This is a genomic window from Streptomyces sp. NPDC056361, from assembly GCF_042262805.1.
GTDB lineage: Bacteria > Actinomycetota > Actinomycetes > Streptomycetales > Streptomycetaceae > Streptomyces.
In genome coordinates, this window is record NZ_JBHJQI010000088.1 from 21610 (window position 1) to 33577 (window position 11968).

The window sequence follows — 11968 nt, forward strand, 5'->3', positions numbered from 1 at the left end:
CGTGGGCCTTGTCGTGCAGAAGTACGGAGGCTCCTCCGTTGCCGATGCCGAAGGCATCAAGCGCGTCGCCAAGCGAATCGTGGACACCAAGAAGGACGGCCACCAGGTCGTCGTCGTGGTTTCCGCGATGGGCGACACGACGGACGAGCTGATCGATCTCGCCGAGCAGGTATCCCCGATCCCTGCCGGGCGTGAGTTCGACATGCTGCTGACCGCCGGAGAGCGGATCTCCATGGCCCTGCTGGCCATGGCGATCAAAAACCTGGGCCACGAGGCCCAGTCGTTCACGGGCAGCCAGGCAGGCGTCATCACCGACTCGGTCCACAACAAAGCGCGCATCATCGATGTCACGCCGGGCCGGATCCGTACCGCCCTCGACGAGGGCAACATCGCCATCGTCGCGGGCTTCCAGGGTGTGTCCCAGGACAAGAAGGACATCACCACGCTGGGCCGCGGCGGTTCCGACACCACGGCCGTGGCGCTCGCCGCCGCGCTCGACGCCGAGGTCTGCGAGATCTACACCGACGTCGACGGCGTCTTCACGGCCGACCCGCGCGTCGTGAAGAAGGCGAAGAAGATCGACTGGATCTCCTTCGAGGACATGCTGGAACTCGCCGCATCCGGCTCCAAGGTGCTGCTGCACCGCTGCGTCGAGTACGCGCGCCGCTACAACATCCCGATCCACGTCCGCTCGTCCTTCTCCGGACTGCAGGGCACGTGGGTCAGCAACGAACCGCAAGGGGACCAGAAGGTGGAGCAGGCCATCATCTCGGGTGTCGCCCACGACACCTCCGAGGCGAAGATCACCGTCGTCGGCGTGCCGGACAAGCCGGGCGAGGCCGCGGCCATCTTCCGCGCCGTCGCGGACGCCGAGATCAACATCGACATGATCGTGCAGAACGTGTCCGCGGCCTCCACCGGCCTCACGGACATCTCCTTCACCCTCCCCAAGGCCGAGGGCCGCAAGGCCCTCGACGAGCTGGAGAAGGCGAAGAGCGCGATCGGCTTCGACTCGCTCCGCTACGACGACCAGATCGGCAAGATCTCCCTGGTCGGCGCCGGCATGAAGACGAACCCGGGCGTCACCGCGGACTTCTTCAAGGCGCTGTCCGACGCGGGCGTGAACATCGAGCTCATCTCGACCTCCGAGATCCGCATCTCGGTCGTCACCCGCGCCGACGACGTCAACGAGGCCGTGCGCGCCGTCCACACCGCCTTCGGTCTGGACAGCGACTCGGACGAGGCCGTCGTCTACGGAGGCACCGGCCGATGACGCCGAAGCCGACGCTCGCGGTCGTCGGTGCGACCGGAGCCGTCGGCTCGGTGATGCTCCAGATGCTGTCGCACCACGCGGACGTCTGGGGCGAGATCCGACTCCTCGCCTCCCCGCGTTCGGCGGGCCGCAAGGCCGCCGTGCGCGGGGAGGAGTGCGAGATCCTCGCGCTCTGCGAGGAAGCCCTGGAAGGCGTCGACCTGGCGCTCTTCCTGGCCCCCGAGGCGGTCGCGGCGCAGTGGGCGCCCATCGCCGCCGCCAAGGGCGCCGTCGTCGTGGACACCTCCGCGGCCTTCCGGGCCGACCCCGACGTGCCCCTCGTGGTCCCCGAGACCAACCCCCACGCCGCGCGCGTACGGCCCCGCGGCATCGTGGCGAGCCCCGGCTCCACCACCCTCGCGCTGATCGTCGCCGTGGGCACCCTGCACGCCGAGTTCGGGCTGTCCGAGCTCGTCGTCACCGCCCAGCAGGCCGCGAGCGGCGCCGGCGCCGGACAGGCGGGCGTCGAGGCGCTCCGCTCCCAGCTGGGCCTGGTCGCCGGCAGCGACGACCTGGGCACCCACCCCGGTGACGTACGGCGGGCCGTCGGCGAGGACACCGGCCCCTTCCCCGGACCCCTCGCGCTCAACGTCCTGCCCTGGTCGGGCACGCCCGGCGCCGACGGTTCCTCCTCGGAGGAGGAGCACGTCCGGGACGAGACCCGCCGGATCCTCGGCCTCCCCGCACTGCGGGTCGCCGCCACCTGCCTCCGCGTGCCCGTCGTGACCGGGCACTCCGTCACCGTGCACGCGCGCTTCGAGCACCCCGTGCCGGTCGCGCGCGCCCACGAGGTCCTGGCGACCTCCCCCGGCGTCGTGCTGTACGACGATCCCGCCGCGGGCGACTTCCCCACCCCCGCCGACGTCGTCGGCACCGACCCCGCCTGGGTGGGACGGGTCCGGCGCTCCATGGACGACGAGCGGGCGCTCGACTTCTTCGTCTGCGCCGACAACCTGCGCAAGGGCGCGGCCCTGAATGCCCTTCAGATCGCGGAATCGGTTGTCACGGCTTTGTGGGATCTGTGAACGTCCTGTGAGCAATTAGGCGTCAGATATCTCTTGAACTGCGGCGATGCCGTGGAAGAGGATGCTTTTCCCCCCTGCCGCAACCAACGGCCGGGCGGAGGCGTCTCTGCGTTCACCCACGACCGTGTGGCGCGGAACACGCCGTGAAAGCGGGGCACAGGGGGAGAACGGTTACGCATGAGGACATACGACTCACCGTCAAAAAGGGTGGCGTACGCGTACAACCCTGTCGGGGGGACGCGTGTCCAACAGGCGTGGCAGAGGTACTCGACATCGCGACCATCGCTCCGCTCCGCGGCGCGGGCACAGGCGTGCTCCCCGTTCGGGGCGCCGCGGTGCTCCCCCTGCGCGGAAGTGCCGTCGGCCCCGTACGCGGCCCCGCGGTCCGTCCGTTCAGACGCCCGCGCGCACTCGGCGGGATGCCGGTGATCGCCCCCGTGCCCGCCGCGCCCCGCGCGACCGGGATGGACGCCATCCCCGCGCCCCGCACCAGCGCCGAGGGCTCCCTGGCCGCCGGGACCACCGTCGACCACCTGACCGAGACCTACCGCGCCCACTACCGGTCGCTGCTCGGCCTCGCCGCGCTGCTCCTCGACGACACGGCCTCCTGCGAGGACGTCGTCCAGGAGGCGTTCATCCGCGTCCACTCGGCCCGCAAGCGCGTCCGCGAGCCCGAGAAGACGCTCGCCTACCTGCGCCAGACCGTCGTGAACCTCTCCCGGTCCGCGCTGCGCCGCCGCATCCTCGGCCTCAAGCTGCTGTCCAAGCCCATGCCGGACATGGCCAGCGCGGAGGAGGGGGCGTACGAGCAGCTGGAGCGCGAGGACCTGATCAAGGCGATGCGCGGCCTCCAGCGGCGCCAGCGCGAGGTGCTCGCCCTGCGGTACTTCTCCGACATGACCGAGGCTCAGGTCGCCGAGACGCTCGGGATATCCCTGGGGTCCGTGAAGGCGTACGGCTCGCGGGGCATCGCGGCGCTGCGCGTCGCGATGGGGGCGACGGCATGAGCGAGGCCTCCGGCAGGTCCCCCGACGAGCTGCCCGACCCGGTGTCAGACGAGACGCCCGACGGGGTGTCGGGTCGGACGGCCCGTGAGGACGGCGGTGCTCGTGACGAGCGCGACGCCCTGGATGAACGCAACGACGTGAGTGGACAGCGCATGGTGAACATCGAGCCCGGACCCGGCGAGGGCGACGGCGACGAACTCGCGCTGCGGCGGCTCTTCCAGGGGGCCGTCGCCGGCCTGGAGCCCTCCGCGGGCTCGCTGGACCACCTGCGCCGTGCCGTCCCCGCGCGCCGCGCCCGCAAGCGCCAGGCACTCGTCGGCGCCTGCGCCGCCGTCGTCCTCATCGGGACGGCCGTTCCCGCCTTCGTGCACGTCGCCTCCTCGGGCGGCCTCTCCGCGGCCGACGCCGTGAACGCGGGCCACGGCGAGGACGCCCAGGGCGGCACCGGCGCCGAGGCGGGCGCCGAGGGCGGCCAGGGCACCCACGGCCCCGCGACCGGCGTCTCGCCGAGCCAGGGCGCCGACCAGGGGGCCGGCGGCGGACAGTCGCCGGGCGCCGCCGGCGGACCGCAGCAGTCGCAGGGCGCGGGCAGCGGCTCCGCGTCCCGCTGCGCCCCCGACCAGCTCGGCGTCAGCAGCGAGGGAGCCCACGGCCCCGACGACCAGGGCAGGTTCTACGGCAACTTCCGCATCGCCAACGTGTCGGGCCGGGACTGCGTCGTCGACGGCAGCGGCGTCGTCGGCTTCGAGGCGCGCGGCGCGGCCGACCCTGGGCGGATCGCGGTGGTCCGGCACACCTCCGGGGACAGCGGCAGCGGCCTGCCCGACCCGTCGCAGGAGTCGTCCTCGCTCGTCCTGAAGCCGAACGGCTCGTACGAGGTGAAGTTCGTCTGGGTGCCGAGCGAGACCTGCCCGACGACGGGGACCACGCCGACCCCGACGCCGCCCACCCCCACCGAGCAGCCCACCACGCAGCCGCCGACGGCCCCGCCGACCACCACCGCCGACCCCGGCCCCACCACGGGCACCGGAGGCACCGGCACGGCGGGCACGGGCGCGGAGGCGGGCGCGGGGTCCGACGCCGGGACCGGCACCACGCCCCAGCTGGTCCACGAGGACGGCGCCCCGGCGGACGGCAGCGTCGTGGTCAGCCACACCGCGGAGCCGGGCGGCCCCACGGCGTCGGCGGTCGTCACGAACGCCTGCGCCGGCGTCATCTACCGGACCGGCATCCTGAACGCCTCCTGAGGCATCCCCGGGGACGCACCGGCCAGGGCGGGCCTCCCGGGCCGGCGATCCCGGGAGGCACGGGGAGCTACAGGCCCAGGGCCTCGTCCCGGGACGCCTCCGCCTCGCGGCGCACGAGGCGGAACCACATGAAGACGACGAAGCCGGCGAAGACGAACCACTCCGCCGTGTAGCCGAGGTTCTGGAAGGCCTTCGCGTCCAGACCGGTGCCCGCCGCGGCGGCGGCCGGGACCGGCGTCAGGCCGGCGGGGGAGTCGGCGAGGGTGATCCAGGCGTCGTAGACGTCGTCCGTCACCACGTTCACCAGGGCCGCCGCGCTGATCATGCCGAGCTGGCCCTCGGGCAGTCCGCCCGCCGCCCGGACGCCCTTCGTGCCCGCGTTCTCCGACGCCTGGAGCGCGCCCACCACCGTGACCTCGCCGGACGGCGGGGCGGGCGCCTGCGCGCCCGTGGGGAGCCAGCCGCGGACCACCGGCAGGGAGCGGCCGCCGTCCGTCCTGAGCAGCGTCAGGACGTACGAGCCGGGGCGGCCGTCCAGCTCGCGGTCCGGGACGAGGAACTGCTCCCCGAACCGGCCGCGGGCCTCCGCCGCGCGGCCCGAGGTCTCCGTGTCCACCGGCAGCAGGGACGCCAGCGGCTCCGCCTTCAGCGAGCTCGCGGCGGGCCGCTGCTCGGCCTCCTGATGGGAGTCGACGCGGTCCTCGAACTTGCCGAGCTGCCAGGTGCCCATGAAGACGCAGAACGGGATCGCGAGGAGGACGAACGCGTTGATCCCCCACCAGCGGGGCGTTCTCAGGAACCGGTACACGCCCCCACGGTACGCAAGCCCGCCCGGCCCCCCGTCGGCCGGGTCCCCGGGGCCGCCGGTCAGGCCGGGCCGGACACCCCCAGGTGCTTCGCGGCGAACGCCAGGTCCAGGGCGACCTGCTTGATCCGCTCCTCCACCACCAGCGAGCCGTGGCCCGCGTCGTACCGGTACACCTCGTGGACCGCGCCCCGGGCCGCCAGCCGGTCCACGTAGTTGTCGATCTGCCGGATGGGGCAGCGCGGGTCGTTGACGCCGGCCGAGACGTGCACCGGGGCCTTCACCGCGTCCACGTACGTCAGCGGCGACGAGGCCGCGTACCGCTCGGGCACCTCCTCCGGCGAACCGCCGAGCAGGGTCCGGTCCAGCGCCTTGAGGGCCTCCATCTCGTCCTCGTACGCCGTGACGTAGTCCGCGACCGGGACCGCCGCCAGGCCGACCGCCCAGTCGTCCGGCTGGGTGCCCAGGCCGAGGAGCGTGAGGTACCCGCCCCAGGAGCCGCCGGACAGGACGAGGCGCGACGGGTCGGCGAGGCCGCTCGCCACCGCCCACGCGCGGACCGCGGCGACGTCCTCCAGCTCGATCAGGCCGACCCGGTGCTTGAGCGCGTCGGTCCACTCCCGGCCGTACCCCGTCGAGCCCCGGTAGTTGACCCGCACCACCGCGTACCCGTGGTCCACCCAGGCCGCCGGTCCCGACGCGAAGGCGTCGCTGTCGTGCCAGGCGGGCCCCCCGTGCACCTCGAAGATCGTGGGGAAGGGGCCCTCGCCCTCCGCGGGGCGCTGCACGAGCGCGTGGACCCGGCCGCCGGGCCCGTCCACCCACACGTCCTCCACCGGCACCGACGGCGGGGCCTTCGCACCGGGCGGGTCGAGGACGACACCGCCGGCCGTGGAGCGCACCACCGGCGGTTCGGCGGCCGACGACCACAGGTACTCGACGCTGCCGTCGGGCCGCGCCGTCGCGCTCGACACCGAACCGGCCGGGGTCTCCACCCGGACCAGGGCGCCGGTGGCGATCTCGTACCGCCAGAGCTCGCTGCGGGCCTCGAAGCTGTGCACGATCAGCAGGCCGGAGCCGTCCGGGTACCACTCCGCCGACACGTCGCCCGGGAGGTCGAGCCGGAGGTCGGTCTCGGTGCCCGCCGCCACGTCCCACAGCATCGGCTCCCAGCGGCCGCGCCGCTGGTGCCCGACGAGCAGCCGGGGGTCCCCCGCCACCGGGGCGAAGCCCAGGACCGTGAGCCCCAGCTCCTCCGTGCCGCCCTTGGTGTCGTCGAGCTCGGCGAGGACGGCCGCGTCCGAGGCGCGCAGCACGCGCAGCGCCGAGTGCATCGCGTCGCCGTGCTCGGTGTGCTCGATCGCGATCAGTGCGCCGTCGTACGAGAGGTCGCCGACCCCGGCCGACTCCCGGTGCCGGTAGATCTCGACCGGGGCGCCGGCCCCGGGGCGTACGAGATGGACCGTGGAGCCGTCCTCGTCCGTGGAGCGCCCCACCACGAGCGTGCCCTCGCGGCCGATGGCGAGCCCGGCCGGGTAGGAGGCGTCGAGACCGGGCGCGGCGGGCTCGTCCGGGCCGCCGGCGAACGGCTGGCGCATCCACACCCCGAACTCGTCCCCGTCGGTGTCCGCGAACCACCAGATCCACGCGCCGTCCGGGGACAGCGTGCCGTCCGTCGTGCCGTTCGGCCGGTCCGTGACCTGCCGCTGCGCGCCGCTCGCCCGGTCCCAGGCGTACAGCTCGTACGTCCCCGTCGCGTTGGACACGAACAGCGAGCGGTCGGGGGCCTCCTCGGCCCACTCGGGCAGGGAGACGCGCGGCGCGCGGAAGCGCCGCTCCCACGCCGGGGTCTCCGTGGTGAGCTCGGTGCTGTTGCTCTCAGTCATGGACCCATGATGCTCCGGGCGGCCGACAATTCGGGTCGCGTCCTCCCCGGCCTGTGGATAACCTCGCCGACATGTACTCTCCGACCCCCGAAGACTGGCTCGAGGCCAACCGCGCGCGCTGGGACGAGCGCGTCCCGATCCACGCCGCGAGCGAGTTCTACGACCTCGACTCCTTCCGCGCGGGCAAGGACGCCCTGCGCGACTTCGAACTCGCCGAGGTCGGTGACGTCACCGGGCGCTCCCTGCTGCACCTCCAGTGCCACATCGGCCTCGACACGCTGTCCTGGGCCCGGCACGGCGCCGCGCACGTCGTCGGCCTGGACTTCTCCGAGCCGGCCGTGGAGACGGCCCGCTCGCTCGCGACCGACCTGGGCCTCTCGCAGGATCGGGCCGCGTTCGTCGCCGCCGACGTGTACGACGCCGCGGAGGCCGTCCCGGACCGCGCGTACGACATCGTCTACACCGGCAGCGGGGCGCTGTGCTGGCTCCCGGACATCGACCGCTGGGCGGAGACCGCCGCCTCGCTCGTCGCGCCCGGCGGCTTCCTCTACGTGGCGGAGTTCCACCCGCTGACCGACTCGCTCGACGACGAGACCGGCAGCCGGATCGTCCACGACTACTTCGTCCGCGAGCCGTGGGTGGACACCTCCCCGGGCACGTACGCCGATCTCGACGCGGCCACCGTCCACAACCGCAGCGTGGAGTGGGTGCACCCGGTCGGCGAGGTCGTCACGGCGCTCGCCAAGGCCGGCCTTCGGATCGAGTTCCTGCACGAGCACGAGGCGTCGCTGTTCCCGCGCTACGGCGCGCTCCAGCGGCACGAGGACGGCTACTACCGCTTCCCCGCGGACCGTCCCCGCATCCCCCTGATGTACTCGGTCAAGGCCTCCCGCCCGGCCTGACCGGCACGAGCCCGGCCTGACCGGCACGAGCCCGGCCCGACCGGTACGAGCCCGACCGGCACGGAGGCTCCTACGACCCGCCGAGCCTGATGACGGCGCGCCCGCCCTTCAGATCCACCGTGGAGTGGTGGGGCGGCGCGCCGTCCTCCTCGTCGTCGCGCATCACCAGGGAGCTCTGGCGCTCCTTGAGCTCGTTCTGCTTGCCCTGCGAGAAGGTGGCGTGCAGCTGCTCGAAGCCGGTCGAGGAGACCTGGCCGGTGCGCTTGCCCCGCCCGGTCATGCGCAGCAGCTGATCGGCGAAGGCGATCACGGTCAGCAGGATGACGAGGCCGGGCAGCGTCACGAACACGGCGAACTCCATGCGGCCATCAGAACACGGCCCGCGCCGCCCTGTCAGCGGTGTCTCAGGGGGCGCAGTAGGGCCGCACGTGGTGGGTGCGCCGGCCGTCGGGGCCGAGGACCTGCGCGCCTATCTTGTGGGTGCGCAGCGACAGCGAGGTGCCCGCGACGCGGAGCGCCGGGGCGGCCCGCACCATGGCCGCCGTGATGTCGTGCAGTTCGTCGACGGTGCGGAGCCACATGGCGAGGGCCAGGTTGTGCGGCCCGGTGACCGAGGTGATCACGCGGGTCTGCCGCATCCGGGCCAGTGCCGCCACGGTCGCCGGCACGTCGAGGGGCGGGACGTCGGCCGTGACCATCGCCCAGACCGGGCGCCCGGAGAACCGGGGGGCCGCCTGGCAGTGCTGGTGGAGCACGCCGGTGCTGGTGAGGGCGTCCAGTCTGCGGCGCACGGTGGACTCGCTGGTGCCGCACTGCCGGGCGAGCTCGGCGGCGCTGCGGCGGGCGTCGCCGGCCAGTTCCGCGACCAGCCGCCGGTCGAGCTCCGTCACGTACGGGTACGCGCGCGCGTGCGCGGGGCGGGGCCGCCGGTCGCCGTTCACGGCGTCGGCGAGCGACTGGGCCTGCGACGGGGGGAGCTGCTCGATCCGCGACCGGTAGGGGCGGTTGTGCAGCCGTGTGACGACCTGGGTGCGGGTCCTGAGCACCCCGGGCAGCCGGCGGATGCGGTCCGCGAGGTAGGCGTCGAGCGCGTACAGGTCGGGCCAGACGACGAGCAGCACGAGGTCGGCCTCGCCGGTCACCTGGTGGACGCCGAGGGTGCAGGGGTCGCCCGCGACCTGGACCGCGGTGGCCTCCGCGTCGCCGGGGACGCATTCGAGCTCGACCCAGGCGTACAGCGTGGCGTCCGTGCCCAGACGGGCCGCGAGCAGCGAGTTCCAGGCGTAGCCGCCGGAATTGAGGTGCTCCCAGCGCCGGGCGAGGGTGTCGGGGCTCGTCCCCAGAACTCCCGCCAGCTGGGTCCAGCTGGCGCGCGGGGCGATCTGGAGTGCGTGAATCAGCGACAGATCCGCTTCTCCCAGGACGGATTCCCCGGTATCCATGTACCTCCTTGGTCGATCCCGGCCAATCCCTGGGTGTGGGCTGCGGGAAGCCCCAGGATGTGGACCAGGGCAAATGCATTCAAGCCGCGACGGTGGCTGATTTCCATTAAATCCGTCCTAAGTCACAGGAGAGGGACGGGGAAGGAACACGGGGGCTGCGGCACATGTGGGCAGGAGATTCGGCGGAAACCGAGATCTTGTGGGGCGAACCGGTCGGTCTTGACCAGCTCGCCGCGGCCGAGCGCGGCTACGAGAGCGCCGGACCGGCCGAACAGCTCCTGTGGGAGCGGCTGTCCGTCTTCGAAGGCGCCTTCGGCCGGGACGCCGTCCGCGAGGTCTGCGCCTCCGGCTCGCTGCCCGCCGCGGAGATCCAGGACGTCCTCGACCGCCTCGCGCCCCTCGCGCTCCTCCCCGTCGACGACCTCTTCGACGGCGAGGACGGCCTGCCCCGCTACTGGATGCCGCACCCCATGCGGGCCGTCGGCGCCCGCCGGCTCACCGCGCGCGGCGACCGCTGGGTGGTCGTCCTGCACCACCGCAGGTGGTGCGTGAAGCTCGCCCGGCGGGCCGCCGAATGGTGGCAGCGGGGCCGGCAGCTCGACGCCAGGGACCTCGCCCTGAGGGAACTCCCGGACCTGACCGCCGCGATGGACCCGACGACCGCGCCGCTGTCGCCGAGCACCGAGGCCGACACCGCCGTCGAGGTCGCCGTCTCCCTGTGGTTCCTGTGGGTGGCCTGCGGGCGGATCACCGAGGGCCGCACCCGGCTGCGGCACGCCCTCAGCCTGCACCCGGGCCCGGCGCCCGCCCGCGCCCTGTGGCTCGCGGCCTTCCTGGAACTGGAGTCGGGCCGCCCCGAGGACGCCGACCCGCTCCTCGCCCAGTCGTGGGCGGCGGCCGTACGGGACGGGGACGACCGCTGCCTGGCGCTCCTGGCCCATCTGCGCGGCGCGACCGCCCTCTACCAGGGACGTACGCGCGCGGCGGCGGCCGAATTCCGGGACTCGCTGGCCCTGATGGGGGAGCACCCGGAGTTCGGGCCGACCCGCCAGGCGTGCTGGGTCGGCCTCGCGCTCTCCCTGTGCCGCTCCGACCCGGAGGCCGCGCAGGAGGCGCTGGACCAGGGCGATCTGGACCGCGTGAGCCGCCGGGCCTGGGTGGGCCGCGACCTGTTCGCCGACGCCTGGGCGTATCACGTACGGGCCGAACTCGTCGCCTGGGACGGCGACCGGGAGCGGGCCGCCGAGTACGCCCGGCGGGCCCTGCGCGAGCACCTGCGGCTCGGCTCCGCCGTCGGCGCGGCCTGCGCGGCGGAACTCCTGGCCCAGATGCGGGTGATGGAGGGGCGGCACGACGTGGCGGCCCATCTGCTCGGCGCGGTCGACCTGTTGCGGACCTCGGTCTTCGACTCCTCGTACCGGCCGGCGGAGTACTGCATGGTGACACGCGCCCGCGGGGAGGCCGCCCTCCGCGCGCTGCTCGACGACCCCGAGCTGAGGAGCGCGTACGAAGAGGGCGCGAGGCGCGGTCTGTTCACGCTGTCGGGCGAGGTCTAGGGGGCGTCGCGCCGACCCGGGCCGGGCTCGCGTGACCCCCGCCCTGTCGGTCGTGGTGTCTACGATGTCGAAATGTTCGCCTTCGTCGTGGCCGCCGTGTTCCTGCTGCTCTTCGGGGCCGGTGTCCGGCGCGACCGGCGCCGCTTCGGCAACGCCGTGTACCTCGGCCTCGCCGTCACCTTCCTCGGCCTCGGCCTCCTCGCGGGCATCGACGACGCCCCGCCCGGCGTCGCCGAGACCGTGATGATCGTCGTGCTGCTCGCCCTCGGCCTGGGCCCGGTCGTCCTCGCCGGACTGCTCTGCGCGAACGGCGTGAAGATGGTCCGCAAGGAGGGCAGACGCCCGGCCAACCTGCTCGCGCTCCTCGCCGGCATCGGCATGTTCGCCGTGATGGGCCTCGCCGTCGCGGCGGCCGTCACCCGCTCACCGGTCCTCGGCGTCCTCGTCGGCACCACCCTGCTCGTGCTGGCCTACGTCTCGTTCCTCTTCGTCTGCTTCGTCGGCTACGCCTACCTGTACGGCCGGATGCGGATCCGCCGCGACGCCGACTACGTCGTGGTCCTCGGCTCCGGACTGATCGGCGGCCGCCGCGTGCCACCGCTCCTCGCGAGCCGCCTCGACCGGGGACGGCAGGTGTACGAGATGCTGGCCGCGCGCGGCGGGGACGCACCCGTCCTCATCACCTCCGGCGGGCAGGGCCCCGACGAGGAGCTGCCCGAGTCCCACGCGATGGCCGACTACCTCGTCGAGCGCGGCTTCCCGGCCGGCGCGGTCGTGCGCGAGGAC

At 73.6% G+C, this 11968-nt stretch carries 11 protein-coding genes; 7 read left to right on the forward strand and 4 right to left on the reverse strand.

Annotated features, from left to right (window positions below; all coding sequences use genetic code 11):
• The first annotated feature begins 1 nt into the window (after position 1).
• From ACFCY7_RS25835 to ACFCY7_RS25850, 4 genes are all read left to right on the forward strand, one after another.
• Positions 2-1273, forward strand: coding sequence for an aspartate kinase (locus tag ACFCY7_RS25835; protein ID WP_376488433.1), 1272 nt, complete (start codon positions 2-4; stop codon positions 1271-1273).
• Positions 1270-2337 carry an aspartate-semialdehyde dehydrogenase gene (locus tag ACFCY7_RS25840; protein WP_376488434.1) on the forward strand — a complete coding sequence of 356 codons (1068 nt, stop codon included), beginning with the start codon at positions 1270-1272 and terminating at the stop codon, positions 2335-2337. The genes ACFCY7_RS25835 and ACFCY7_RS25840 overlap by 4 nt, the downstream gene beginning before the upstream one ends.
• A gap of 254 nt (positions 2338-2591) precedes the next feature.
• Complete coding sequence (locus tag ACFCY7_RS25845; protein ID WP_376488435.1) at positions 2592-3344, forward strand: SigE family RNA polymerase sigma factor; 753 nt, start codon at positions 2592-2594, stop codon at positions 3342-3344.
• The gene (locus ACFCY7_RS25850) at positions 3341-4591 is read left to right on the forward strand and encodes a hypothetical protein (RefSeq protein WP_376488436.1); all 1251 of its coding nucleotides are present in this window, start codon (positions 3341-3343) and stop codon (positions 4589-4591) included. Before ACFCY7_RS25845 ends, ACFCY7_RS25850 begins: the two co-directional genes overlap by 4 nt.
• Before the next feature lie 67 nt (positions 4592-4658).
• On the opposite strand, the gene ACFCY7_RS25855 is transcribed toward ACFCY7_RS25850, so the two are convergent.
• Entirely contained in the window at positions 4659-5399 is a 741-nt protein-coding gene (locus ACFCY7_RS25855; protein WP_376488437.1) for an SURF1 family protein, read from the reverse strand.
• Between the two features lie 59 nt (positions 5400-5458).
• Positions 5459-7282, reverse strand: a complete 1824-nt coding sequence (locus ACFCY7_RS25860) for a prolyl oligopeptidase family serine peptidase (RefSeq protein WP_376488438.1) — start codon at positions 7280-7282, stop codon at positions 5459-5461.
• 71 nt (positions 7283-7353) lie between these two features.
• Between ACFCY7_RS25860 and ACFCY7_RS25865 the strand changes: the two genes are divergently transcribed.
• Entirely contained in the window at positions 7354-8184 is an 831-nt protein-coding gene (locus ACFCY7_RS25865; RefSeq protein WP_376488439.1) for a class I SAM-dependent methyltransferase, read from the forward strand.
• Between the two features lie 70 nt (positions 8185-8254).
• On the opposite strand, the gene ACFCY7_RS25870 is transcribed toward ACFCY7_RS25865, so the two are convergent.
• Together ACFCY7_RS25870 and ACFCY7_RS25875 are read right to left on the reverse strand one after the other, a co-directional pair.
• On the reverse strand, positions 8255-8545 hold the full coding sequence (locus ACFCY7_RS25870) for a DUF6191 domain-containing protein (protein WP_376488440.1): 291 nt from the start codon (positions 8543-8545) through the stop codon (positions 8255-8257).
• 43 nt (positions 8546-8588) lie between these two features.
• The gene (locus ACFCY7_RS25875; protein WP_376488441.1) at positions 8589-9626 is read right to left on the reverse strand and encodes an Lrp/AsnC family transcriptional regulator; all 1038 of its coding nucleotides are present in this window, start codon (positions 9624-9626) and stop codon (positions 8589-8591) included.
• Between the two features lie 197 nt (positions 9627-9823).
• Here ACFCY7_RS25875 and ACFCY7_RS25880 point away from each other — a divergent pair, with 197 nt between their 5' ends.
• Positions 9824-11182: a tetratricopeptide repeat protein gene (locus tag ACFCY7_RS25880; protein WP_376488442.1), complete on the forward strand. Its 1359-nt coding sequence runs from the start codon at positions 9824-9826 to the stop codon at positions 11180-11182.
• 72 nt (positions 11183-11254) lie between these two features.
• A partial coding sequence (locus ACFCY7_RS25885; protein WP_376488443.1) for a YdcF family protein occupies positions 11255-11968 on the forward strand: 714 nt, incomplete at its 3' end.

Excerpts from the sequence above, each read along its gene's own strand:
- ACFCY7_RS25860 (WP_376488438.1), bottom strand. The coding sequence starts at position 7,282 with ATGACTGAGAGCAACAGCACCGAGCTCACCACGGAGACCCCGGCGTGG.
- ACFCY7_RS25850 (WP_376488436.1), top strand. The coding sequence starts at position 3,341 with ATGAGCGAGGCCTCCGGCAGGTCCCCCGACGAGCTGCCCGACCCGGTG.
- ACFCY7_RS25865 (WP_376488439.1), top strand. The coding sequence starts at position 7,354 with ATGTACTCTCCGACCCCCGAAGACTGGCTCGAGGCCAACCGCGCGCGC.
- ACFCY7_RS25840 (WP_376488434.1), top strand. The coding sequence starts at position 1,270 with ATGACGCCGAAGCCGACGCTCGCGGTCGTCGGTGCGACCGGAGCCGTC.
- ACFCY7_RS25870 (WP_376488440.1), bottom strand. The coding sequence starts at position 8,545 with ATGGAGTTCGCCGTGTTCGTGACGCTGCCCGGCCTCGTCATCCTGCTG.
- ACFCY7_RS25875 (WP_376488441.1), bottom strand. The coding sequence starts at position 9,626 with ATGGATACCGGGGAATCCGTCCTGGGAGAAGCGGATCTGTCGCTGATT.